The following is a 24,994-nucleotide window of genomic DNA, read 5'->3' as shown; positions in this document are numbered from 1 at the left end:
TTATTTCGTTATTTATACATGAGAATGATTTTCATGTATAATAATGTAAGATTGGAGGAATTCCCCTATGAGTTCATGGCTATTATTCGCACTATTATCAGCAGTTGCCGCTGCCCTCGTATCTATTTTTGGAAAGATCGGCTTAGATGGAATCGATGCCAACGTCGCAACAACGGTTCGCTCTATTATTATGGCATTATTTATGGTAGGAGTTATTATTATACAAGGTAAATTTCAAAATATCGGTGATGTTCTCTTAAATAAAAAAGCACTGCTATTTATCACATTAAGTGGAATCGCTGGTGCTTCGTCATGGCTATTTTATTTTCTTGCATTAAAAACAGGAAAAGTTTCACAAGTAGCACCTATCGATAAATTAAGTGTAGTATTTTCCATTATTCTCGCGATGATTATATTAGGTGAAAAGTTAAACTTTATGACTGGTATTGGTGTAGTCTTTATTACAGCTGGTGTATTATTTATTGCTTTCAGCTAAAAAACCGCTATTATTAGCGGTTTTGTCTTTTCCTTATGTAAATCCACACAATCAATGTTACAATTGCCGAAACTAATAAAATCCATATTCCATAATGATGTAAACTATATTCAACAAAGCGCCACTTCTCTCCCAGTTTCCAACCTAGGCCAATAAAAACACTTATCCAAATTAGTGCACCACCGTAAGCATACAAACAAAAACGCCACCATGTTAAATTTGAAACTCCAGCAAAATATGCTGTTAAATGACGTACTCCTGGTATAAAATATCCAATCATTAAAAGAAATGGACCGTATTTTTCAAATAAAATATGTGTTTTTTCAATATGATGTTCCTTAATTCTAACTTTCGGACCATATTTTTTTAAAACAGGGAGCCCAAGTTTTAAACCTAACATGTAACTTAATGTAATGCCCAGCATTGCCCCTGCCATTCCACTTAAAAAAGCAGCTGTTCCTGACATAACTCCTTTTGAAATGTTATATCCAATAAAAGTTAATAAAAACTCATCCGGTATAGGTAATCCAACAATCCCGCCAGCTAGAGCTATAATAATTCCAAAATAACCATAATGTGCGATTAACTCGCCAATATGTTGTTCCATTCGGAAGACACATCCTATACACGATCGTTATTCCATATTGTGCCCATTCTATCTTTAAGACAAACATGGTATACATATTCACTATACATTGTTTTTATAATGAACTCTACTTCTATTCCATTCCTTAAACAGAGATTTAATCAGTGGGTTTTTTATCCATCCCCACTGATTATTAGCCTGCACCAATCGGGATTAAAAAATAAAAATTCATAGGCTTGTTTTTTTGTTACAATAAAGGAAAGTTACTTTTCGCAACGGTTTAACTCTCAGGAAAAATGATATATCTAGCAAAAACGTAGTTTGGTCTATATAATGCAACTTCTACCTAATAAAGTAACATGCACCCTTTTACATACAACATCATTTTTCTAAATTATACAGGGGGAACGAACATGACCATTGAAAAACAATTTATCCAAAAGATTTACTATAAAACATTTTTAACAGAAGAAACTTCCATTCCGGTAACGGAAGTACTCGGTGAAGCATATATAAATGAATCAAAAAATGAATTCTCCAATATATCTAATATTCGCTTCGCACAAGGTGAAGTTTACTTTCAAAATAACGACTTTGAAGCAGCAATATTTAAATGGGAGAAAGTAAATAATGAACTTGCTCTCTGGGCCATGAAGAATATTGCAGATGCTTATTTCGAATTAGGTTTCTTACCAAAAGCAGAGGAACTTTATAAATCTATTCAATCAGAAGATACAACTCTTACGATGGAAGTTTCCCTACAACTTCTTTCTCTTTATATCGAGCAAGACCGTCTAGGACTGGCATTTAAGACGATTAGTGAAGCTGTTGCATTTCAACCAGACTATCCGAATATTACTGCGATTGCTCGATCGTTCTATGAAAAACAAGAAGATTGGAATAATGCTATTGAACTCGCTGTTCAAGAAGGAATTCGAACAAAATCATTACACTGGTTCGATACTTTAATAAATTATGTGAACAGAGGCTTTACTAAAAAAATTAAACCTGAGTATTTCTATGAATCTTTAAAAGCCTTATATACAATTGATCAAGTTCAATTTAAAGAGCTTGTTATTTCACTTTGGAACAGTTATCAAAATGAATCATTACATCTACCTTGGATTCAAACAATAAATCACTTATTCTTACATATTGAAGTAGACGCTAATGATGATTGGAATGAAATTTCTACTCGCTATCAAGAGACGTATTTTGAATTGATTACTGGACAATATTTCATGCACGAATTACAAGGACTTGTACCAGATTTATTAACAAATTGGTTTAGTTTAACGAAAACCCAGGATTCTTTACTTGTCTCCGCAGCAGTATTAGCATGGAATGAAGTTTCACCGACAACTCTAGAATCATTACTCGTAAAAAGCGCAGGTGCCTTACTTTCAAATGCATCAGCTCATGCAAATGTTGATATGGCAGACGTATCAGCATTATTTGAAACGATTGCTGTATGGGCTGAGAAGAATGATGTAGATTTAGGTCATCAATTCACACTACTTGTTCGTGAGTTATACGATTTAACTGTTACACAACTTCTAGTAGCAGGCGCTAGCGATTATGATAAATCAGCCTTTATTAACTCTATTCTAGGAGAAAATATATTAAATGGGGCTATAACAACTTCAATTACATTTAAAGATGATAGTCAAACTGAAATAACTGAGCTTACAGAGCTAGATATACGAAATATACCAAACTTTGACGAACTTCATAACATACTAGCGGCACCTTCTCAGTCAGAACTAGAAAAAAAATGTATTGAAGTTAAATTACCAAGTAGATTTTTACGAAAAAATAAGTTTTCATTCCTTGTCACACCTACTGTGCATGGACAACTTGACAAAAACAGCTCTCACTTTGAATACTTACAGGCAGCAGATAGTCTCATCTATGTACTAAATTCAGCTTCACCATTACATGATGAAGAGCTCGATACATTATTATATATTCGTGAGCAAGTACCAAATTTACAAATTCAATTCGTCTTACAAACAATTGATACGAATACTAGTGAAAACATCACGAACAACATTAAAAAGAAAATACTCGTCCATTTCCCAGAAGCACAATTTTTCCCTTACTCTCCTTCACAAGAGAGTAGTGAACAGCTAGGTAACGTAACAGACTCTATTCTTTCTAACCTTACTCAGCGTAACGTTGAAAAAGAACGCATTGAAAAATTATTATGGTTTATCCAAAAAACAATCGCATACCTTGTCAATGAACGTGTGGAATTAGAAAATACGTTAGTGAAATCCGTCCGCTGGAATAAACATATTTTAGTAAAACTTGATGGTTTTATTAATAATCTTACTGCCATCCAAAAAGATAAAATTCGTTCCATTACAGAATCTTATCTCTTAACGAAAGAAGAGATTACGCAGGATATACATTCTCAAATTCCTGAATTGTTGCAGAGTTGCTCTGATCTTGTTCAAGAAGATAGTGATTTCAAATTGGTCCATGAAGAACTAAATGTAGCAATGAATGAAAGAATTCAAAAACATGTACAGCAAGTGCTTCTCCCTAAATTTACTCAATCTATTCAAGAATGGATTGAAACTGCTCATAATGAATTCATTCAAGCTCAGGCTTATTTAGATGAAATGGGCGATACCTTTAATAAGCTCTATGAGGAAGAGCGTATTAAACTTCCTTGTGATTTCAAATTACTAGATGACTGGGATAGAGATGTTGCAAGAATGACGAATAGAATTACAGTAGCTAACATCAATATTTTATTACGCTTTACACCGACACAATTTTTCTTAAAGAGTGCAGGGAAATTATTCGGTAATATGCAAAAAAATCAATCTATGCTATCAAATAAATATAAACAATATATTGAAACAGAAGATTATACAGAAGTTGCTCAGATGATTTCAAAACAATTTTTCCTTCAATTTGAAGTATTTGAAGGTGCACTAGAACGTGATATCATGATGTTCTTTAAAGACCCTCTTAGCATATTGAAACAAACCGTAGAAGCGGCCCAACTTGAAATACAAGAAGATGAGCAAACATTAACAAAGCTAAGAACGAACCCAGAAACTTATCATGATCCTTTAACACTCTTTAAATTGCAATTGTTACAACGAAAATTCATGTTAAATATCGACCGAAACAATGAAATCATTACTTCACAAGAAACAATAAATAAAACACCAACTGTTTAAATAAGAAAAACCAAGCAACTAATTCGCTTGGTTTTTCTTATTTCTAATTATCCATTTTCACATGTTCAAATGGATAATATATCGCCATGAGCTTTCCTAATACTTCTGTTCTATCAATGAGCCCTAAGCCGTTCCTACTATCCCTACTAACTAAACGATTATCTCCCATCACAAAAATTTTGTTTTTAGGAATTGTAATCGGTCCAAAATCTTCAGTTAAATTGATAAGTAATTTTTCTGCCTGTTTTTTATTATTCTTTAAATACTCTTCGTTTTTCACTTGATGATTCACATATAATTGATCATTCTTCATCTCAATTACATCTCCTGGCAATCCAATAACTCTCTTCACGTAGAAATTATCTGTCTTCACGACAATAATATCCTCTCTCTCATAACTTTCAAATCTCTTTGCAAGTTTATTAATAATTACTTTATCTCCATCTTGTAACGTCGGCCTCATCGATGCGCCTTTTACAGTCGTAGGAAAAAACAAAAAGATTTTTGCCAAAAACACCACTAAGCATGCAATCGCAATTATTTCAAAGAATTCACGCAAACGTTTTTTCTTTTGCATCATTCCACCATCTCATCATCTTTTTATTTTTATTATAAGTACTCCGACTGGTGAATTTCCACAAAATTCTGAATTATAACATTAGAATATTACAAATATAAAAATAATAACCCCCCATAAATTTACTATCCTTATATACTATATTTTCCATCTACTAAACAGGACTTTTTCTATGACATTCATACTTAGAAAATATTGAATACTGTATAAGTTAAAAAACAAATATAGTAGCATAGCAATAAAAAAGATACTCTCAAAATAGTCTATCAACTATTTTTGAGAGTATCTTTTTATAATCCTACATATACGATACACATCTGCGCTGCGACATATGTAAACCAAATCCAAAGTGGTTCATACTTCAGTTTGCGCCCCCCGATATCTGTCACACCGATAATAAAATCAGAAATCACAAACAATAAGCCACCAAGTGCTGGCACCCACCATATTCCTGTATTCTCGTAATATAAGGCGAATGCAAAACATGCCATTCCTCCAACCCACAAACCGTAAATTAGAGCCCCAATCGTAAACAATTTATCCTGTTTTTCATTTCGGATAAAAAAGAACCATCCTATAATTAGAAAGAGTCCGTATACGAGTAAACCGATCCAAAAACCATTCCATGAAATACCTGTTTGTAAAAATGCTTTCACATAGAAACAATGTGCAAGAGCGAAAGTAACCATTCCTCCAATTAATCGATGACCAATTGGAATTAATCCTGCCATAAATAAATCCCCTACAGTTGACAATGTCATACCGAGTGCAACCCACGTACTGTACTCAACCGATGGATCTTGTAACCATATCCAAATTGCACTTCCTGTTAAAGAAAAACTAAGAATAAGACGAACCGCTAAAGGTAACGGCATATTATTTCTCGTTCTTTTCGTCTGTCCTATTGCATAAATTGCTCCCATTAAAAAAAGAATAATTTGCCCGACTAACACAATGTAAAGTACATTCATAATATGTTCTCCTCAATAAATGCTTTTTCTATCTTTTTTTCGTTACATATAGCACGTTCTCCTTTTTCTATGTAAAAAAAGAAGAACAATACTGTTCTTCCATTTTAATCGTTTTTCTGTTCTCTATGCTAGTTGTTTTTCTTGCTCAACTTTCTTTTTAACCGGGTTACGATTTACTACAATAATTCCCGCTGCGACACATGCTAAACCAAATAGTACAAAGGAATGAATTGCTTCCCCTAAAATCAGACTTGATAGTAGCACACCAAACACTGGTATAAAGAACATATACATCGAGACTTTCCCTACTTTGTTATACTTCATAATTGTATTCCATATACAGAATCCCGCTGCTGATAAGAACGATAAATATATGAGCATAAGTATTGCATGTAGATTAAATGCGAATGGCATCATTCCAACTTGAAATGCACCTATACATATCAAACCAATTGATCCGAAAATCATCTGATATGCTGTCATATACCCAATATCTAACGTTTTACTACCTTCTTTCGCTAATATGTTTCCATACGAATACATCATCGCTGCTCCAAGAAGTAATAAGCTACCTATTCCAAAATGGAATGATAAACTTCCATCACTCGGTACATTCACTAAAATCACACCGCAAAAACCGATAGCTACTCCAATTACTTTTCTCCTATTTAGAGCATCATCTTTATATAAAAAGTGTGCGAGTAAAATTTGAAAGAATGATGATGTTCCTGAAATAATCGCTCCTTCAATTCCTGAGCTGTAACTCATTCCAATATAAAAACATATATATTGAAGAAAAGTTTGAAACAAGCCAATTTGAACTAACTGCTTTCCTGTTCCTTTTTTGAACTTCATATCTTTTCCTAACGCTTTAAAAAATAATAAGAGCATTACACCAGATAAGAAAAAGCGATAGCCAGCAAATAATATTTGTTCCCCGACTTCTTGTGGCTGAATTCCAAGTTCAACATAGCTTAATTTAATAAAGGGAAATGCGCTTCCCCATAAAAATGTTGCTACTATTGCAGCAATAAACACGCCAATCGGATGGGTAAAAAATTTCTCTGTCTTCAACTTGATGTCTTCCTTTCCGACCTTTTTATGAACAATATTCATATATACCAAAGGAAATGCGAAAACACAAGTTTTCAGTTTATCCTGCTATTCGCCGGGCAGTAAAACTCCCACCTCCAAATTCGGCTGGGGCAAAGAAGTTAGGTGGGAGCCCTGCTGCCCGTAAAAGCCCGATTGGTGAGGGCTAATAATCAGTGGGGGATGAACAAAACCCCCACTAATTAAAGTTTCACTTTATACTAAAACAAAAACATATCATCTAAGAAAAACATATGCTATACTATAGAATAATTACAACATAATAACTATTAAAATCAGATTCAACAGAAATGCTGCTATCCATTATGGATGGCAGCTTTCGTCGTTTTATAGGGGTTTCGATTTTGATTCTTTTTCTCAATAAGAATTCGGAAGGAGCGAGTATTAATGAACGCAGAAGTAAAAACATTACAAGCACAAAAAGATATTTCTCATCCCTCTTTATGGGATACATTAAAGAAACATTATGAACTTATATTTGCAATCGCATCTGGTATTTTTATTTTAGCTGGCTGGTTATTCACAAAAAATGATGCAATAAGTGCAGGTATTACTTTCTATATCCTTGCTTATGTAATTGGAGGATTTGCAAAAGCGAAAGAAGGTATTGCAGACTCAATTGAAGAGAAAGAGCTAAATGTTGAAATGCTCATGATTTTTGCAGCTATCGGCGCCGCAGTTATCGGTTACTGGGCAGAAGGTGCTATTTTAATCTTCATCTTTGCATTAAGCGGAGCAATGGAATCTTATACATTAAGTAAAAGCCAAAAAGAAATTTCAGCGCTTCTTGACTTACAACCTGAAGAAGCATTACGTATTTCACACGGAACCGAGGAACGTATTCCAGTTGGACAATTACAAATTAACGATATTATTTTAATTAAGCCAGGTGAGCGTGTTCCTGCTGATGGCACAATTCATACTGGTGAAACAAATATTGATGAAGCTGCTATTACAGGAGAACCTATTCCAAATGAGAAAAAATTCGGTGATGAAGTATTTGCTGGCACTGTAAATTTACGTGGAGCTATTGAAGTTAAAATTACGAAGCCGAGCGATCAAACATTATTCCAAAAGATTATTCGTCTCGTTCAAAGTGCACAAAGCGAAAAATCACCATCACAACTATTCATCGAAAAATTTGAAGGAACATACGTAAAAGGTGTACTACTTGTTGTTGCGCTTATGATGTTCGTTCCTCATTTCTTACTTGATTGGAGTTGGAATGAAACGTTTTATCGCGCTATGATCTTACTTGTAGTCGCTTCTCCTTGCGCACTAGTTGCAGCCATTACACCGGCAACTTTATCAGCGATTTCAAACGGAGCGAGAAACGGTATTCTCTTTAAAGGTGGTATTCATTTAGAACGTCTAGCTTCAGTAAAGGCGATTGCCTTTGATAAAACAGGAACATTAACACAAGGAAAACCTACTGTAACAGATGTATATGTTCGAGAAGGCATAGCAGAAAGTGAAGTACTTTCTATTACAGCAGCGATTGAAAGTCACTCTACACATCCTTTAGCAGAAGCGATTGTTAAATATGCAAAACATGCTTACGACATTACGATAAAAAAACCAGAAAACGTTGAAGATGTAACTGGTTTTGGATTAAAAGGAATATTAGAAAACAAAGCTTATAAAATTGGTAAAGCTGATTTTATCGGGGAAGAAATAAAAACATTCCATAATGGCATTTCTGCTTCACTTGAAAAAGAGGGGAAAACTGTCGTTTATATTAGTGATGAGGATGGTATTCTTGGACTGATCGCTTTAAAAGATACCCTTCGCCAAGAAACGATAGCGGCTATTCGTGATTTGCAAAGCATTGGTGTCGAAGCAATCATGATTACTGGTGATAATGAAGAAACAGCAAAAGCAATTGCCAATGAAAGTAATATAAAAGAATATTACGCATCATGTTTACCGGAAACAAAAGTTGAAACGATAAAGCAGTTAAAAGAAAAGTATGGCATAGTCGCCATGGTTGGAGATGGTATAAACGATGCACCTGCACTCGCTACTGCTAGTATTGGTGTTGCAATGGGTGAAGGAACAGACGTAGCATTAGAGACTGCAGACGTTGTTCTTATGAAAAACGAATTATCTCGTCTCTCTCAAGCAATCCGTTTATCAAAACGAATGAACCGTATTGTGAAGCAAAACGTTATCTTCTCTTTAGCTGTCATTGCAATGCTGATTTGTTCAAATTTTTTACAGTTTTTAGCTCTTCCCTTCGGTGTTATTGGACATGAAGGAAGTACCATCCTTGTCATTTTGAATGGTTTACGATTATTAAAAGGAAATAAATAACGGGTCCCTGATGAAGGACCCGTTTTTTTTAATGGTAGCTATTATGACCGTTCGCACTGCTGCTCGTTTTATGCTTTGGATGCGAACTGCTCTTTTGTTTATTGTTGCTTTTATTATTGTGATTCTTTTTATTATTACTCATGAAATATCCCCCCTGTTCCCTTTTATTATGGAACAAGAGCTCATTATTCATTACGGGAATTATTGTCACCCGTTCTATAATGATGGAGTAAACCATTAATTTCACCGCCAAGTAAAATTACCCACGCAGTTAAGTAAAACCATAACATTAAAATAATGATACCACCGAGACCACCATATGTATTAGCGTAATTTGCAAATTTATCTACATAATAGGCAAATGAGTACGATACCACAATCCACCCTACAGTAGCAAATAAAGCCCCCGATATGACTTCTCTTCGCTTTAATTTCCGATCAGGTGCAAACGTATATAAAAAGCTAAACAAAGCGACCAAAACGAAGAAACTCGCTACTAAACGTGCAATACTCCACACATAAGCAAAACTATCCGATAAACCAATTGCTTTAAACACTGCTGCACCAATTACTTGTCCGAATACTGGAACAATTAGCGCAAAGACAATCATAAAAATAATAGCTAATGTAAACACAATTGATAAAGCTCTTGTTTTAATAAAGGAGCGTGTTTCTGTTACATCATAAGCACGGTTAAAAGCATTCATAATCGCATTTACTCCATTAGAAGCAAACCATAACATCGATAGTAAACCGAATGATAATAAACCACCATTTTGTTCGTTTACAACTTTATCTACGTTTACTTCAATTAAGTTCATCGCATCTTCTGGTACGTACGGTTCTAATAAATTGAGCACACTTTCTGTTTGAAGGTCAATAAAGCCAAGAAGCGTAATTAAGAAAACAAGCCCAGGGAAAATCGCAAGCAAGAAGAAATAAGCGAGCTGTGCTGCTAAGCCCGCTACATCATCGCGCATCGTCCGGTCATATAAATCTTTCCCAAACGAAAAAGTGCGATTTCTTTTTGCTTTTTCTAGAAATTTTTTCATATGTTTTAGACGCTTTTCTTCTCTTCTTTATTTTGCTTTAGCTCAATGTATGCTTCAGTTTTTTTTTCCTCTGCATTTGAGTCCTTCATAAATAATTCACGCGCTTCTTTCATACCACCATCTTCAGCTACCACTGGCTCTTCTTCTGCTTTAAGCTCATCTACCTTTGGAGATACAGCTTGAATTTCAATCGTTTCCGGCTTTTCTACTGGCACAATTTTTTTCTTACTAAAAATTTCTTTCGTTTCTTTTAACGTTTCTACAACAGACGGCGTCAATTTTTTAATTTCTGCTACTTTCGCTTTCACTACATTGAAATCAGCAAGTTCGCGTCCTTTATCTGTAACAGTTTGCACTTTTTCTTTTATCTTCGCATTTTCACCAATTTCAATCATCTTTGTTTTTGCTTTTTCTGCCGTGTTTTTTACTTTTTCACGGTTTTCTTTCTTTAACATAGATACAGCTACACCTGCAGCTACACCAATCGCAATGTTTCGAGCAATATTATTTTTCTTTGCCATATTCCTTCACCCTTTCATTTCTTATATTAGAAAGTATTACTTTCTAAGCTTCCTCATATTCCTTGTTCATTTCGAATGAAAGCTAATAGCTTTACACACCCTTCTGTTACAAGGTCATACACTTCTTGGAAGTTCCCTGTAAAGTAAGGGTCAGGAACGTCTGTCCAGCCACCGTCTGGAACAAAATCGGACAGTCTACCAATATAGCCTCCAGTTTTATCAAAACTTTTTAAATCCGCTATATTCTTGTTGTCCATGGCAATAATATAATCAAACTTTGTTAAGTCTTCTTTTTCTACTTGCCGTGCTTTAATTCCTTCAAAAGAGACTTCATTTTCTTTTAAAATTTTTTGTGTTCCTTTATGTGGTGGATGACCAATATGCCAATCTCCAGTTCCTGCAGAATCAATGACAATTTTCTCTTCGAGTCCCTCTTTTACGACAAGATCTCGAAAAATTGCTTCTGCCATTGGAGAACGACAAATGTTCCCAAGACAAACAAATAATACTCGGACCATATTTTTGTTTCTTCCCTTCTTGGTGCATTTCTTACTATATACTTATATAGTATAAACAACCAATTATTAAATATAAAGGAAATCCCTACTAATTTAATAGGATTGAAAAGTTTCATTAACGAAAATGATAAAAAAATGTTAAGATAACCTTATGTTATTTTAAAGGGGGACACTTCGGTGGATTTATCCGTAAAATCAGAAGCAAACGTTGAATATATGGTAGAAGCTATTAAAGAAAAATTACGCATGGTTAATGCTGGAGCAATGAGAGCTGCTAGTTTTAACGCAGAAATGTACGAGGACTTACGTGACATTTATGAGCATGTTATGAAACGTGAAACATTCAGTATTAGTGAAATGCAAGCTATTACTGAGGAATTAGGTACATTAATTAAAAAATAACAAAGAGCCTCACGTATTCGAGGCTCTTTTAATTTCAACAAATTCATGACAACTCTTCTCTTTTCCTCATCACATTCTAAAATACTGTACAATGAAAGTAGAACCTCACCTTAGATTTTTTCTCCATACATACTACTCTAAAAAAATTGCCACACTACCATTGCTAACTGTTTTTACTGGGGGTGCTTACTTATGAGCAATTGGTACAGTAAGACGAAAAATCAAACATTAATCGACCTAGAAACAAATGAACAGCACGGTTTAACAGATGAAAACGTAAATGAACGTTTAAAACAGTATGGTCCAAACGAATTGACTTCAAAACAAAAACGTACTTTATGGCAGCGCGTTTTCGCTCAAATTAATGACGTCCTCGTATATGTCCTTATTATCGCTGCCCTTATTTCCGCCTTTGTAGGTGAATGGGCCGATGCAAGTATTATCGCGCTCGTTGTAGTTTTAAATGCTGTTATCGGTGTAATCCAAGAATCGAAAGCAGAACAGGCTTTAGAAGCATTGAAAAAGATGGCAACACCTAAAGCTATCGTAAAGCGAGATGGTGAGCTTAAAGAGATTCCATCTGAGCACGTCGTTCCAGGTGATATCGTTATGCTTGATGCTGGGCGGTATATCCCCTGCGATTTACGACTTATCGAAACTGCGAATTTAAAAATTGAAGAATCTGCTCTAACTGGTGAATCTGTCCCTGTCGATAAAGATGCAGTCTACCACCCTTCCATGCAAAGTGATGAGCAAGTACCATTAGGCGATCAAAAAAACATGGCCTTTATGTCGACGTTAGTAACATACGGACGTGGCGTCGGTGTTGCTGTCGAAACTGGAATGAAATCACAAATCGGAAAAATCGCAACTCTTTTGCATGAAGCTGAAGATGATATGACACCGCTTCAAAAAAGCTTAGCACAAGTAGGAAAATATTTAGGTTTTGTCGCTGTAGCTATTTGCGTTATTATGTTTCTCATCGGTTTTTTACAAGGAAGAGATACTTTGGAAATGTTTATGACCGCAATTAGTTTAGCTGTTGCAGCCATTCCAGAAGGCTTACCAGCTATCGTTTCCATCGTTCTTGCAATTGGTGTTCAGCGTATGATTAAACAAAACGTTATCATTCGTAAACTACCAGCTGTTGAAGCTCTCGGTTCTGTCACGATTATTTGTTCAGATAAAACAGGTACATTAACTCAAAATAAAATGACTGTTACTCACTTTTATAGTGATCGTGCATACGATCAGCTAGAAAATTTGAATGTAAATAATGCTGCACACCGTCTATTATTAGAAAATATGGTTTTATGCAACGATGCTTCTTACGGTGCCGACTCACAAACGGGGGATCCTACAGAAATTGCCCTTCTTGTTGCCGGAAGCTCTTTTAACATTCAAAAAGATTATTTAGAAAATAAACATGAACGTGTTAACGAATTGCCTTTCGATTCTGATCGTAAAATGATGTCAACTGTACATACGTACGATGAAGGCTACTATAGCATGACGAAAGGTGCTATTGATAAACTTTTACCTCACTGTACCCATATTTTTATAAATAATAAACTGGAGGTCCTAACAGATTCTGATAAAAATCAAATATTAGAAGCTGCCGGATCAATGTCGCAAGAAGCCTTAAGAGTACTTTCATTCGCATATAAACGATACGATTCAAACGATGTGGATATTAATCACCTCGAAGAAAATCTCATCTTTATCGGTCTTGTCGGTATGATTGATCCACCACGCACAGAAGTAAAAGATTCAATTATAGAATGTAAAAAAGCTGGTATTCGCACAGTTATGATTACTGGTGATCATAAGGATACCGCCTTTGCAATTGCCAAAGAACTTGGTATTGCTGAAGAAAAATCTGAAATTATGATTGGAACTGAATTAGATAACATTTCAGATACAGAACTAGCAAGTAAAATTAATCACTTAAATGTCTTTGCTAGGGTTTCTCCAGAACATAAAGTGAAGATTGTAAAAGCATTACGTGATGAAGGAAATATCGTTTCCATGACTGGTGACGGTGTAAATGATGCTCCCTCTTTAAAACAAGCTGATGTTGGAGTAGCGATGGGAATTACAGGAACAGATGTCGCAAAAGGCGCAGCAGATGTAGTTTTAACAGATGATAACTTCTCATCTATTGTGAAAGCTGTTGAAGAAGGAAGAAATATTTATCGTAATATTAAAAAGTCTATTCTCTTCCTACTCTCTTGTAACTTCGGCGAAATTATAGCTCTCTTTTTAGCTATTTTACTCGGCTGGGCAACACCACTACGACCTATTCACATTTTGTGGGTAAATTTAATTACAGATACACTGCCTGCATTATCACTCGGTGTTGATCCTGAAGATCCAGATGTGATGAAGGACAAACCACGACATGCGAAAGAAAGCTTATTTAGCGGCAGCGTTCCTTTTCTTATTTTCAATGGGGTTGTAATTGGACTTCTTACTTTAACAGCCTTTATCGTCGGGGCAAAGCTCTATACAGGAGATACAAATTTATTTCCTCTCTTCCCAGATCAAATTGATGAAGACGCTCTATTACACGCTCAAACGATGGCATTTGTCGTTCTTAGTTTTTCTCAACTCGTTCATTCATTTAACTTACGTTCAAGAACGAAATCAATTTTTTCAATTGGGATATTTACAAATAAATATTTAGTCTTCTCACTTCTAATCGGTGTTCTTATGCAAGTGTGTATCATCTCCATCCCACCTCTTGCCAATATATTTGGTGTGCATGCATTAACAATGCGAGATTGGGGATTTGTTCTCTTGTTAAGTATCATTCCGCTTGTTGTGAATGAAATCATTAAATTATTTAAGAGAAAACAAAGTGCAAATAGCGAATAAAAGGCAATGAGGAATATTCCTCATTGCCTTTTTGTTTATCCTTGTAATTCTTTTTTAATGTTTTCTGTTAATGTAGCCATACGCTTACGACTTTCTTCACGCTCACGTTTATTTTGCTCTTCAATTTGTTGTGTTTCTTGCATACCTCTTGAAATAATGTTCCAAGTTTCCTCAAGTGTTTCCATCTTAATACTAGAAGAACCTGATATTCTCGCTACTTCCACACTTTGAGTTGCGATATTTTGTGCATTTTTCTTAAGTAATTCATTTGTACGGCGATCAAGTTCAGCCATAGAGTCCGCAACAAGTTTTTGACGTTTCGCATTTACTGCTTGAATGATACCATTTTTAAAAATAGGAATCGTTGTAATAAATGCTGTATTGATTTTACCGATTAATTTATTGTTACCGCGTTGAATCATACGAATTTGTGGCGCTGTTAATAGAGCAACCATACGTGCTTTTTCTAAATCATCAATACGTTGTTCTAAAATTTCAACAGAGTTTTTAAGCGATTCTAATTCAATACCTGCTAACTGATCATTATTACGTATGCGCTCTTCGTACATCGGAACTAACTCTGTATTTAAACGCTCTAATAACATTTCCCCTGCTACTACGTATTTTTCTAAGTCTAAATAATACTTTAAGTTTTGCTCATATAAACCATCTAACGTACCAATTGATTTTTTCATTTCATCTTGATACTTCGTAATTTCTACGTATACTTTATCCATTTCGCGACCCATCGTCTGATACTTACTAAAGATTTGTTCAATCATTTTATCTGCTTTTTTGAACATACGTGAGAAGAAACCACTTTTCTCTTCTGCAAAGTCTTTACTATCAAATCTGTCCATAATTTTACCAAGCTGTTTTAATAATTCACCAGAGTCTTCTATTTTCGATAAAGACATTGTATGTAAAATTTGATCAGCGAAACGTGAAATCTCCATAGAAGGCTCTTTTCCAAGCTCGATTAATTCTAGTTGGTCTTTAATGTCTACTGCATTATAAATACGTTGTACTTCAGCATCTTGTCTAAGTTGCAAGCGAACGTCTTGTGCGGTTTGCTCATTCAATTCTGTTTTCGAATCTAGTACGACTGGGTTATTCATATGATATTCTCCCTTTCCTTATAAAAATGGACGAAATAGTCCTTTTATTGTTTGTGATAAATTTTTATAGGCTGATGAACCATGAAATTCAAGATCGAAATTAACTTCTTCAAGCCAATGTGAATCAAATGCTCCCGATTCAATATACGGTTCAATATCGTTTCTCCCCGTTGGATTAAAGTGGAATACATCTACTCCAATTTGATTTAAAAATAGTAATAACACAGCATCAGAACGACTTAATTCTCCGCTCTTCTCATTATTAAATATAACAATTTTCGGTACTTCTTGCGAATAATCAAATTTCTCAAGCTGCTCTAAAATGTTCGGTGGTATTTGCGAGAGTTGTGCGAAAACATACAGTGCTACATCTTGTTTCGTCTCTCTCGCAATTGGTTTACACATTTCACTTTCACACGTATGAATAATCGCTTCTGCAATACCATGTTGTAATCCTTCTGGTAAACGCTTATGCGGCCACCAGTGGCTGTTCATAATTAAATCCGGATGTAACTTCCCCCCGCGGTCCAATGCATCACGATAATGATATTGGAAATTCGCTTTTTGTTCTTTCGTAAACGGGAATGTATTAATTAAAAAACTGTTATCAAATGATGTAACAGCCTTTAATCGCTGGAAATATTCTTTATCATTCTTTGAAACGCCTGATATTTTTGCAAATAAAGAAGGAATATAAATATGCTTATTTTCAACAAAGAATGTTGGACGTACAAATGCCTTTTCTTTCGTAATTAAAAAGAGTTCATCGTACGTTGTTTTGAGCGTACGGGCTACAGGTGTATACGAACGGAATTGCCACGGTTTGTATAATAATGAATTATCGTGGTGAAGTACTTGCTCGATTTCTTTTGAAGCTTGATAAGCTACTGTTGCGACGCGTTCACGACGCCGATCAGGAAATGGTTCTAATGAAATACGCCCCGAATGAGATATGACAAAGGTCTTTCCTTCCTCATCTACACTCTCAAATCCATCTTTTCCTTCTGGGTGATAATAAAGCACATCGCAGCCGAGCATAATAAGAAAGTATAAGAAATATATACGACTCTCCGTCGCATCACCGTACCAAACGATACGCGGCATTTGTTTCTTATAATTAATCGTAGAGAACCACTTCGCTACGTAATTTTCACTTAATTTAATCATATCGATTAAGAAACGCCGGAATCCTTCTGTTTTTAAAGATTGATTATGTTGTTTCTCATACAATTTCAATACAGCAATAAACGTCGTATATATATAATGCTGTAAATCCGGATTGTCTACTTGCGGTAATAGTTGTTTCCCAGACAAATGTGCTACAAGCCTATTTACTGTAAGTCCATTCGGCGCTTCTTGATGTAATGCAAAAACTTCTTGAATATGGCGCAGTTTTTCGGGATCAATCACCTTATTTAAATTTTGTTCATGCAAAACCTCGATCCCTTTTGCTTCACTATAATCAAATAGCCCATTGAAATATTCATCTACATCATTCGGAACACCAAGAATGCGACTTGCTATGTAACTAAATTTCATCTCATTCTCTGTCAGTTCATATTGTGGGCGTTTTTCTAAAAGTGCTTCAAATTGCTTTAAATCTGATTCATCTTTTAATGCACATGGTTGAAGTGTAAAACGTGAAAACACAACAGTTCACCTCCAAAAACATTTACGTTTTTTCTAAAGTCTCTCTTCTATTATAAACTATTTTTAGTTATAAAAAATGGGCGCTCGCATAACGAGCAAACCCATTTCAATTATTTATGTTCATTTTTAGTAGCTGCAACTTCTTCTCGTGCTTGTCCACTATTCTTCATGTAGTGAATTATAAATGTTATTCCAAACGCTACAACTAAAACAATAAAGAACACTGTATGACTTACTTCAATATGAATGACAGATAACAGCATTTTTGCCGCAATAATTAAGATTAAAATATATGCTGTCGTTTCAAGTTCTGGAATACGCTCTAACAATTTTAAGAATACGCCAGCGATACCACGCATCATTAAAATACCGAGCATTCCACCTAATAGTAAAATCCAAACTTCATTCGATACACCAAATGCAGCAAGTACACTATCTACAGAGAATGCGATATCCATTAATTCAACCATCGCAACCGTTCCCCAGAAAACACCGAACATTCTGAAGAGAATACTATTTTGGTTCATACCATGGGCTTCCTCTTCTTCTGAAGTGCCTTTTCTTTTATCAATGAAATATTTAATTGACAGCCAAGCTAAGTAAAGCGCACCTAACACTTTTACCCATGCCAGTTTAATTAAGAACATTCCGATTCCAATTGCAATAAAACGGAATACATAAGCTCCAATCAGTCCATAGAATAATGCTTTTTTTCGTTTTTCTTCTGGAAGATGTTTTACCATTACCGCTAACACAAGTGCATTGTCAGCAGATAATAAACCTTCAAGTACAACAAGTGTACCTATTAACCCCCAAGATACTGGATCTTGTAACACTTTAATCCACATGTCCAAGTCGAAAAACTGAGCATACGTATCAAGGATTCCTTGCAAAATACTCATCTTACCTTTATCCCCTATTCTTTGCTAGATTTATAGAAAGGTCAAAAAAAGGAAACGAATGCCGTTTCCCTTCTTATGCATCCAAGCCATACGCTTTTACAAGCGCACCTAATCCACCTTGGAATCCGCTTCCTACTGCACTAAACTTCCACTGTCCATTATGACGATATAATTCACAAAAGACAACTGCTGTTTCAATGGAGAAATCTTCCCCTAAATCAAAACGAAGAACTTCTTCGTTTGTTTCTTCATTTGCTAAACGAACGAATGCATTTGCAACCTGTCCAAAGTTTTGATTACGGCCTTCACCATCATAAATTGTAACTGTAATAGCAATTTTATGAACATCTGCTGGAACCTTTTTCAAATCGACAACAAGTTGCTCATCATCGCCGTCACCTTCACCTGTACGGTTATCTCCTGTATGTAAAACTGATTCACAAGGAGACTGTAAATTATTATAGAAAATAAAATCAGTTTCCTTCGTACATTTCCCGTTCGCATCTAATAAAAAGGCAGATGCATCTAAATCGAAATCAGATCCACCATCATAAGATTTAATATCCCATCCAAGACCAATTACTGCTCTTGATAAACCTGGGCTTGTTTTAGCTAAATCAATTTTCTGTCCTTTTTGCAATTGAATAACCATATATATTCACCTCTATATTTTAATTTCAAAAAATATATCCATCAGTAAATACGCGTTTCACTGATGGATATATAAATCTATTACTCTACATCTAAACCAAAGTTATTACATAGAGAACCTAATCCACCTTGGAATCCACTTCCGATTGCATTGAATTTCCATTCACCTGCGTGACGGTATAATTCGCTTACTACTACAGCTGTTTCAATAGAGAAATCTTCTCCTAAATCGTAACGAATTAATTCTGCATTCTTTTCTTCATCCAGAATGCGTACGAAAGAGTTAGAAACTTGTCCGAAGTTTTGGCTACGGCCTTCTCCATCATAAATTGTGATTGCGAAGCAAATACGTTCGATATGTGCAGGCACATTTTTTAAGTCTATTTTAATTGTTTCATCGTCGCCTTCACCTTCACCTGTACGGTTATCTCCTAAATGCTCTACAGCACCATTCGCACCTTTTGGATTATTATAGAAGACGAAATCCTCTGCTCCTGAAACTTTACCGTTAGTACCTACTAAGAAGATACTAACATCTAAATCGAAATCGTTTTGTCCGTCATAACGATTCGTATCCCAACCAAGTCCTACAAGAACTTTCGAAAGACCTGGATTTGTTTTTGTTAAGTCTACCTTTTGTCCTTTTTTCAATGAAATTGATGCCATATACAATTCCTCCTTGGTTTATTTTATTGGTAACGTGATACAATCTCACTTAAGTTTTTATCTTGTGTTCCTTCTCCAACTGCTGAAAACTTCCATTCGTTTCCGTCTCGATACATTTCCCCTGCAATTAAAGTCATTTTGCCAGCGTAATTATCTGACAAATTATAACGTGCTAATTCTTCACCTGTTTGTGGGTTTTGAATACGAATATATGCATTGCGAATCATCCCAAAATCTTGACGACGATTTACACAGTCGTAAATATTTACAACGAATACTAAACGATTAATACGGCTCGGAACTTTATGTAATTCTACGAAAATTGTTTCGTCGTCACCAGCGCCTTCACCTGTTAAATTATCTCCTGAATGAATGATACTACCACAAGTAGAAAGTTTGTTGCCGAAGTAAACTAGATCATTTTTGTTTAAAAAACGATCCCCTTCTAACATAACAACAGATGCATCACAATCTACACTTGGTTTACTTCCAAATAAAGAAGACAGAAACCCACCTGATTGCCCAATTGGATCCCAGCCTAAGCCAACCTGCAGTTTCGCTACTCTCGGTTGTCCTTTCGTTAAATCAATCTTTTGTCCTTTTTCTAAAATAATAGGCATGAAGTTTCTTCCTTTCTACAAAGCATTTTCCAAATCGGAAAACATTGTATTCTCCTCTTATATTGTAGCATTATTTATCTAATGAGAAAAAGGATAAATTCTCAATTATATGAAAACAGATACTATATTTATTTATACTGATGTAATAAGTGGTAAATAGAACCAATCATTCCTGCACAATTGCCGCTTTGTGCAAGTTTAATCTCACAATTACTATAAATCTCTTGATTTAAGTATGTTCCTATCTCTTTCTTCACTTCATTTAAGAAATCATCTCCTCTTTCAGTAATTCCCCCACCAATAATAATTATTTTCGGATTAAAAATATAAGCAAGGTTACTAATTCCAATCGCCAAATGTTTAAAGAAAATCTTCACGGCTTGAGTAACACCGCTATCACCCTTATCATATAATTCGAAAATTGTTTTACCATCCCACTCCTTTTCACCTTTATATCTTCGTACAAGATGAATTAATCCCGAAATTGAGGCAACCTCCTCAAAAGTATTCCCTTCTATTAACATGTTCCCCCATTCCCCAGCGCCAAACGAATGTCCACGGTATAACTCCCCATTTATAACAATTGCTCCACCAATGCCCGTTCCAAGCGTAAGCATAATAAAATCGCTTTCTTCCCTCCCTGTACCTTTCCATTTCTCGCCTAAGGCTGCACAATTAACATCATTTTCAATAGATACAGGAACTTTTAATGCTTCTTGTAATCTCTCAACAATAGAAATATTAGCATAACGCGGAATATGATCCACACCTCCCGTTATCACTCCTTTATCAATATCAACAATTCCCGCTGTACTAATACCAATTCCGGAAATAGTATGTTCAGTCATTAACTTTTTTGATAAACATATAAGCTTTTGAACAATTTGTTCCCCGCCCAAGTGAATTTCTGTTGGGACCTTTTTATGCATTAGTACTACCCCTATTTCTGAAACAATTCCATATTTAATTTGCGTACCACCAATATCAAATGCAATATATTCTTTCATCCGTTGCCACTTCCTCTACTGTTATGAGTATAAATTCTCCATCACTCTACTATTTGCAAAAAATTTACATTAACTCTTTTCTCCCTTTAGAAATACACCACCTTTTTCTATATATAGTTTTTTTTGCATAAAACTCTTTTTCCTATGAAATATTACGAAGGGGTGTATTTTAGATGGAACAATAATTTTTTCTTCAGGAGGAAAACAATGACAAAAATCTTCATTTTAGCATCAACACTTTCTTTATCCTTTTTTAGCGGCTTAAATATTGGTAGTGCTGCAACTGAAAACTTCAATCCAATAACAAACGCTATTGTACAAAACAGTGATCATTTAGCAGAAGGAAACTCAAAAGATAATAATAAACCTCCAGGAAGCAACGGTTCTCAGGACGATAGTGGTTCTGGCGGCAATGGCTCTGGTGGCAACGGTTCTGGCGGTAGCGGCTCTGATGGCAGTGGTTCTGGTGGCAACGGTTCTGGCGGCAATGGCTCTGGTGGCAACGGTTCTGGTGGTAGCGGCTCTGGCGGTAGCGGCTCTGGTGGCAACGGCTCTGGTGGCAACGGCTCTGGTGGCAACGGTTCTGGCGGTAGCGGCTCTGATGGCAGTGGTTCTGGTGGCAACGGTTCTGGCGGTAGCGGCTCTGATGGCAGTGGTTCTGGTGGCAACGGTTCTGGTGGCAACGGTTCTGATGGCAGTGGTTCTGGTGGCAACGGTTCTGGTGGCAACGGTTCTGGTGGCAATGGTTCCGGTGGTAGCGGCTCTGGCGGTAGCGGTTCTGGTGGCAACGGTTCTGATGGCAGTGGTTCTGGTGGTAGCGGTTCTGGTGGCAACGGTTCCGGTGGTAACGGTTCTGGTGGCAACGGTTCCGGTGGTAATGGTTCTGGTGGCAACGGTTCTGGTGGTAACGGTTCTGGTGGCAATGGTTCCGGTGGTAACGGTTCTGGTGGCAATGGTTCCGGTGGTAACGGTTCTGGTGGCAATGGTTCCGGTGGTAACGGTTCTGGTGGCAACGGTTCTGGCGGTAGCGGTTCTGGTGGCAACGGTTCTGATGGCAGTGGTTCTGGTGGTAGCGGTTCTGGTGGCAACGGTTCTGGTGGCAACGGTTCTGGTGGCAACGGTTCCGGTGGTAACGGTTCCGGTGGTAACGGTGCTGGTGGCAACGGTTCTGATGGCAGTGGTTCTGGTGGCAACGGTTCTGGTGGCAATCGAGTTAAGGGCGATAGCAGTTCGCAAGATGGCAAAGGCTCTCAAGAGGGCAATCGAGTTAAAGGTGATAGCAGTTCACAAGGTGGTAACGTAAAAGATAATGCGACAAAACAAGGTGATAAGTTACCTACTACTGCAGCGCATTATCCTGCATCTATTTTAATGGGACTTTCAACATTCCTAATTGGTATGTTATTGTTTATTCGCCGTAAAAATGCAAAATAAAGACCAACATCCTTCCATCTAAAAAATACATGAAACAAATTATAAAACTAAAAAGGACTTTGGATTGTAGTTTATTATGCAACCCAAAGTCCTTTTGGCATCTATCAGAAAGAGTATTAATATGCTTTTCCCCAATAGACCATGTGCTTTGCTTCTTTACTACAGCAAATACATTCGTCAGCTAAATGTTCTTGTTCAAAAGGCATACAGCGTGAAGATACTCCAACTTCTTCTTTTAGTTTCTCTTCACAAGCTAGTTCTCCACACCACATCGCCTTAATAAACCCTTGCTTTTCATCAACTGCTTTTTTCATCTCTTCGAAATTCGTCACACTATACGTATTCTCATCGCGAAATACTTTTGCTTTATTAAATAAAGAATGATGAATTTCCTCAAGTAATGATGGAATACGTTCTTCTAATTGATCCATTGCTATAAATTCTTTTTCTTTCGTATCTCGCCTTACAAGTACAACTTGATTCTTTTCAATATCCTTTGGACCAACTTCTAATCGAATTGGAATTCCCTTCATTTCATACTCATTAAATTTCCAGCCCGGTGTTTTATTACTAGCATCTATTTTTACACGCGCAACCTTCTGAATACGTCCTTGTAACTCTGTTGCTTTTTCTAACACACCTTCTTTATGCTGAGCAATAGGTACAATAACAATTTGTACTGGAGCGACTTTTGGCGGCATTACAAGTCCGTTATTATCGCTATGGACCATAATAAGTCCACCTATCATTCTCGTTGATACACCCCACGAAGTTTGGTGTACATATTGCCACTTACCGTTACGATCTAAAAACTTAATATCAAATGCTTCAGAGAAATTCGTTCCAAAGTTATGAGATGTTCCTGTTTGAAGTGCTTTTCCATCATGCATTAAACTTTCAATCGTATAAGTTGCCTTCGCTCCTGCAAACTTTTCTTTTTCTGTTTTTTGCCCTTTAATAACCGGAATCGCTAAATACTCTTCACAAAAAGCAGCATATAGATTTAAAATATTTAATGTTTCAATTTGAGATTCTTCTGCCGTTTCATGAATCGTATGACCTTCTTGCCATAAAAATTCAGTTGTACGAAGGAATGGTCTCGTCGTCTTCTCCCAACGAACTACTGAACACCACTGATTATATAACTTTGGTAAATCATTATATGATTGAACAATTTTTGAAAAATGCTCACAGAACAAAGTTTCAGATGTAGGGCGTACACAAAGCCTTTCCGCTAACTTTTCATCCCCACCATGAGTAACCCATGCTACTTCAGGAGCAAATCCTTCAACATGATCTTTCTCTTTTTGTAATAAACTCTCTGGAATAAACATTGGCATGTACACATTTTCATGACCAGATTCTTTTAATTTTTCATCCATCACTTTCTGCATATTTTCCCATAATGCATAACCGTATGGACGTAAAATCATACAACCTTTCACACTTGAATAATCAACAAGCTCCGCTTTTTTTACAATATCGGTATACCACTGAGCAAAGTCTTCTTCCATCTTCGTAATGGCTTGTACTTGTTCTTTTACCATAGTCATTCTTCCTCCTTTAGAAAATAGAAAAAGCCCGCGTCCCCAAATAGGGACCGAGCTTTGTCGGCGTTACCACCCTGATTCATACACAAAAAATTGAGTATGCTCTCTTTTTGATAACGGGAATTTCCCGCTGCATATGCAGAACTCAAAGGTAGGTTCCATATCGTCTTTTAAGAATCTTCCAGCCAAAAGGATTCTCTCTCTGCAAAAAGGTAAGACATGTACTATTCCTTTTTCATCGTTATAACGAAATAAATTTGTTGAATATCATAATATAAATTCCACTCCAAAACAAGAGTGAATTTTCTTTTTTTTTATACATTCTTTTCAATTCTTACTGTTTTATACATAACTTTTCCGAACTATTTTTACAAGTTGATGAGCAACCATACCAATAAGTGTACCAATTAAAACGAAGAAACAAATAAATCCATATCCCATTCCTTCCCATCCACCAATAGCAATCATTGTTACAGGAAAGAAAGCTAAACAAAGAAGTACTAAACTAAGTGCAAATATAATATCAAACTGTTTGTCTGGAAAACGTTTCTTTAGTAAATATGACATAAAAAATACAAGGAGAATCGTGACTCCACCAATGATGTAAAAGATACCAAATCCATCTAACCAATCCACGGTATTCCCTCCTTCCATTCATTCCCTTATACTTATTATATGTTTAATTTTTCTGAAAATAAACAATAGAATTTTATTCAAAAATATATTTTTATTACCAGGTATTAATAGTAATATATAAGAATAGGTTTTATATA

22 protein-coding genes and 1 other annotated feature are annotated in these 24,994 nt (G+C 35.8%); of the genes, 6 read left to right on the top strand and 16 right to left on the bottom strand.

Translation table 11 applies throughout. From position 1 onward, the window contains the following. Positions 1–67 precede the first annotated feature (67 nt). Complete coding sequence (locus JTF23_RS14720; RefSeq protein ID WP_002113746.1) at positions 68–496, top strand: EamA family transporter; 429 nt, start codon at positions 68–70, stop codon at positions 494–496. A 13-nt stretch (positions 497–509) separates the two neighbouring features. On the opposite strand, the gene JTF23_RS14715 is transcribed toward JTF23_RS14720, so the two are convergent. Further along, a complete protein-coding gene (locus JTF23_RS14715) occupies positions 510–1,103 on the bottom strand; it encodes a DedA family protein (protein WP_002159407.1) in 594 nt (197 codons plus the stop codon). Between the two features lie 392 nt (positions 1,104–1,495). Here JTF23_RS14715 and JTF23_RS14710 point away from each other — a divergent pair, with 392 nt between their 5' ends. Next, positions 1,496–4,279 (top strand): tetratricopeptide repeat protein, encoded by a 2,784-nt coding sequence (locus JTF23_RS14710; RefSeq protein WP_204209077.1) that lies wholly within the window; start codon positions 1,496–1,498, stop codon positions 4,277–4,279. Between the two features lie 43 nt (positions 4,280–4,322). On the opposite strand, the gene lepB is transcribed toward JTF23_RS14710, so the two are convergent. The 3 genes from lepB to JTF23_RS14695 form a co-directional block, all read right to left on the bottom strand. Next, positions 4,323–4,859 carry a signal peptidase I gene (gene lepB / locus JTF23_RS14705; protein WP_002159410.1) on the bottom strand — a complete coding sequence of 179 codons (537 nt, stop codon included), beginning with the start codon at positions 4,857–4,859 and terminating at the stop codon, positions 4,323–4,325. Between the two features lie 287 nt (positions 4,860–5,146). Then, positions 5,147–5,827, bottom strand: a complete 681-nt coding sequence (locus JTF23_RS14700) for a lysoplasmalogenase (protein WP_002159411.1) — start codon at positions 5,825–5,827, stop codon at positions 5,147–5,149. A gap of 123 nt (positions 5,828–5,950) precedes the next feature. Next, a complete protein-coding gene (locus tag JTF23_RS14695) occupies positions 5,951–6,901 on the bottom strand; it encodes a DMT family transporter (protein WP_088077378.1) in 951 nt (316 codons plus the stop codon). A 426-nt stretch (positions 6,902–7,327) separates the two neighbouring features. Here JTF23_RS14695 and JTF23_RS14690 point away from each other — a divergent pair, with 426 nt between their 5' ends. Continuing rightward, positions 7,328–9,253 (top strand): heavy metal translocating P-type ATPase, encoded by a 1,926-nt coding sequence (locus JTF23_RS14690; RefSeq protein ID WP_002113732.1) that lies wholly within the window; start codon positions 7,328–7,330, stop codon positions 9,251–9,253. A gap of 185 nt (positions 9,254–9,438) precedes the next feature. Here JTF23_RS14690 and JTF23_RS14685 read toward each other — a convergent pair whose 3' ends face one another. From JTF23_RS14685 to JTF23_RS14675, 3 genes are read right to left on the bottom strand one after another with little or no spacing between them, the layout of a single operon-like run. Further along, positions 9,439–10,305, bottom strand: coding sequence for a YihY/virulence factor BrkB family protein (locus JTF23_RS14685; RefSeq protein ID WP_204209076.1), 867 nt, complete (start codon positions 10,303–10,305; stop codon positions 9,439–9,441). A 5-nt stretch (positions 10,306–10,310) separates the two neighbouring features. Next, complete coding sequence (locus JTF23_RS14680; RefSeq protein WP_002115844.1) at positions 10,311–10,826, bottom strand: DUF4075 domain-containing protein; 516 nt, start codon at positions 10,824–10,826, stop codon at positions 10,311–10,313. 53 nt (positions 10,827–10,879) lie between these two features. After that, a complete protein-coding gene (locus JTF23_RS14675; protein ID WP_002159414.1) occupies positions 10,880–11,344 on the bottom strand; it encodes a low molecular weight protein-tyrosine-phosphatase in 465 nt (154 codons plus the stop codon). 177 nt (positions 11,345–11,521) lie between these two features. On the opposite strand from JTF23_RS14675, the gene JTF23_RS14670 reads away from it, so the two are divergent. Together JTF23_RS14670 and JTF23_RS14665 are read left to right on the top strand one after the other, a co-directional pair. Next, on the top strand, positions 11,522–11,746 hold the full coding sequence (locus JTF23_RS14670) for a DUF1128 domain-containing protein (protein ID WP_002113714.1): 225 nt from the start codon (positions 11,522–11,524) through the stop codon (positions 11,744–11,746). Between the two features lie 192 nt (positions 11,747–11,938). Beyond that, positions 11,939–14,623, top strand: a complete 2,685-nt coding sequence (locus tag JTF23_RS14665) for a cation-translocating P-type ATPase (RefSeq protein ID WP_204209075.1) — start codon at positions 11,939–11,941, stop codon at positions 14,621–14,623. A gap of 35 nt (positions 14,624–14,658) precedes the next feature. Here the strand turns inward: JTF23_RS14665 and JTF23_RS14660 are convergent, their stop codons facing one another. The 7 genes from JTF23_RS14660 to JTF23_RS14630 all read right to left on the bottom strand — a co-directional run bounded on the left by JTF23_RS14660 (position 14,659) and on the right by JTF23_RS14630 (position 21,237). Beyond that, positions 14,659–15,741 carry a toxic anion resistance protein gene (locus JTF23_RS14660; RefSeq protein ID WP_002115838.1) on the bottom strand — a complete coding sequence of 361 codons (1,083 nt, stop codon included), beginning with the start codon at positions 15,739–15,741 and terminating at the stop codon, positions 14,659–14,661. 18 nt (positions 15,742–15,759) lie between these two features. After that, positions 15,760–17,391, bottom strand: a complete 1,632-nt coding sequence (locus tag JTF23_RS14655) for a YceG family protein (RefSeq protein WP_002159417.1) — start codon at positions 17,389–17,391, stop codon at positions 15,760–15,762. Positions 17,392–17,501: 110 nt separating this feature from the next. Beyond that, complete coding sequence (locus JTF23_RS14650) at positions 17,502–18,293, bottom strand: TerC family protein (RefSeq protein ID WP_002113704.1); 792 nt, start codon at positions 18,291–18,293, stop codon at positions 17,502–17,504. A gap of 73 nt (positions 18,294–18,366) precedes the next feature. After that, positions 18,367–18,945, bottom strand: coding sequence for a TerD family protein (locus JTF23_RS14645; RefSeq protein ID WP_044444321.1), 579 nt, complete (start codon positions 18,943–18,945; stop codon positions 18,367–18,369). Between the two features lie 80 nt (positions 18,946–19,025). Next, complete coding sequence (locus tag JTF23_RS14640) at positions 19,026–19,610, bottom strand: TerD family protein (RefSeq protein ID WP_204209074.1); 585 nt, start codon at positions 19,608–19,610, stop codon at positions 19,026–19,028. 23 nt (positions 19,611–19,633) lie between these two features. Further along, a complete protein-coding gene (locus JTF23_RS14635; RefSeq protein WP_002029589.1) occupies positions 19,634–20,230 on the bottom strand; it encodes a TerD family protein in 597 nt (198 codons plus the stop codon). A 128-nt stretch (positions 20,231–20,358) separates the two neighbouring features. Continuing rightward, positions 20,359–21,237, bottom strand: coding sequence for an ROK family protein (locus tag JTF23_RS14630; RefSeq protein WP_204209073.1), 879 nt, complete (start codon positions 21,235–21,237; stop codon positions 20,359–20,361). Between the two features lie 207 nt (positions 21,238–21,444). On the opposite strand from JTF23_RS14630, the gene JTF23_RS14625 reads away from it, so the two are divergent. Then, positions 21,445–22,671, top strand: a complete 1,227-nt coding sequence (locus tag JTF23_RS14625; protein WP_204209072.1) for a cell wall anchor protein — start codon at positions 21,445–21,447, stop codon at positions 22,669–22,671. A gap of 116 nt (positions 22,672–22,787) precedes the next feature. Here the strand turns inward: JTF23_RS14625 and proS are convergent, their stop codons facing one another. Further along, positions 22,788–24,218, bottom strand: coding sequence for a proline--tRNA ligase (gene proS, locus JTF23_RS14620; RefSeq protein WP_204209097.1), 1,431 nt, complete (start codon positions 24,216–24,218; stop codon positions 22,788–22,790). A gap of 45 nt (positions 24,219–24,263) precedes the next feature. Further along, positions 24,264–24,469: a binding site (T-box leader), on the bottom strand. Between the two features lie 94 nt (positions 24,470–24,563). Continuing rightward, positions 24,564–24,857 (bottom strand): YesK-like family protein, encoded by a 294-nt coding sequence (locus tag JTF23_RS14615; protein ID WP_002151635.1) that lies wholly within the window; start codon positions 24,855–24,857, stop codon positions 24,564–24,566. Positions 24,858–24,994 lie beyond the last annotated feature (137 nt).

It is taken from the genome of Bacillus sp. RIT 809, assembly GCF_016892495.1.
Lineage (GTDB): Bacteria > Bacillota > Bacilli > Bacillales > Bacillaceae_G > Bacillus_A > Bacillus_A cereus_U.
The sequence above is the reverse complement of the archived record's forward strand: the minus strand, read 5'-3'. Positions and strand labels throughout refer to the sequence as shown.

Excerpts from the sequence above, each read along its gene's own strand:
- JTF23_RS14720 (WP_002113746.1), top strand. The coding sequence starts at position 68 with ATGAGTTCATGGCTATTATTCGCACTATTATCAGCAGTTGCCGCTGCC.
- JTF23_RS14715 (WP_002159407.1), bottom strand. The coding sequence starts at position 1,103 with ATGGAACAACATATTGGCGAGTTAATCGCACATTATGGTTATTTTGGA.
- JTF23_RS14710 (WP_204209077.1), top strand. The coding sequence starts at position 1,496 with ATGACCATTGAAAAACAATTTATCCAAAAGATTTACTATAAAACATTT.
- lepB (WP_002159410.1), bottom strand. The coding sequence starts at position 4,859 with ATGATGCAAAAGAAAAAACGTTTGCGTGAATTCTTTGAAATAATTGCG.
- JTF23_RS14700 (WP_002159411.1), bottom strand. The coding sequence starts at position 5,827 with ATGAATGTACTTTACATTGTGTTAGTCGGGCAAATTATTCTTTTTTTA.
- JTF23_RS14690 (WP_002113732.1), top strand. The coding sequence starts at position 7,328 with ATGAACGCAGAAGTAAAAACATTACAAGCACAAAAAGATATTTCTCAT.
- JTF23_RS14685 (WP_204209076.1), bottom strand. The coding sequence starts at position 10,305 with ATGAAAAAATTTCTAGAAAAAGCAAAAAGAAATCGCACTTTTTCGTTT.
- JTF23_RS14680 (WP_002115844.1), bottom strand. The coding sequence starts at position 10,826 with ATGGCAAAGAAAAATAATATTGCTCGAAACATTGCGATTGGTGTAGCT.
- JTF23_RS14675 (WP_002159414.1), bottom strand. The coding sequence starts at position 11,344 with ATGGTCCGAGTATTATTTGTTTGTCTTGGGAACATTTGTCGTTCTCCA.
- JTF23_RS14665 (WP_204209075.1), top strand. The coding sequence starts at position 11,939 with ATGAGCAATTGGTACAGTAAGACGAAAAATCAAACATTAATCGACCTA.
- JTF23_RS14660 (WP_002115838.1), bottom strand. The coding sequence starts at position 15,741 with ATGAATAACCCAGTCGTACTAGATTCGAAAACAGAATTGAATGAGCAA.
- JTF23_RS14650 (WP_002113704.1), bottom strand. The coding sequence starts at position 18,293 with ATGAGTATTTTGCAAGGAATCCTTGATACGTATGCTCAGTTTTTCGAC.
- JTF23_RS14645 (WP_044444321.1), bottom strand. The coding sequence starts at position 18,945 with ATGGTTATTCAATTGCAAAAAGGACAGAAAATTGATTTAGCTAAAACA.
- JTF23_RS14640 (WP_204209074.1), bottom strand. The coding sequence starts at position 19,610 with ATGGCATCAATTTCATTGAAAAAAGGACAAAAGGTAGACTTAACAAAA.
- JTF23_RS14635 (WP_002029589.1), bottom strand. The coding sequence starts at position 20,230 with ATGCCTATTATTTTAGAAAAAGGACAAAAGATTGATTTAACGAAAGGA.
- JTF23_RS14630 (WP_204209073.1), bottom strand. The coding sequence starts at position 21,237 with ATGAAAGAATATATTGCATTTGATATTGGTGGTACGCAAATTAAATAT.
- JTF23_RS14625 (WP_204209072.1), top strand. The coding sequence starts at position 21,445 with ATGACAAAAATCTTCATTTTAGCATCAACACTTTCTTTATCCTTTTTT.
- proS (WP_204209097.1), bottom strand. The coding sequence starts at position 24,218 with ATGGTAAAAGAACAAGTACAAGCCATTACGAAGATGGAAGAAGACTTT.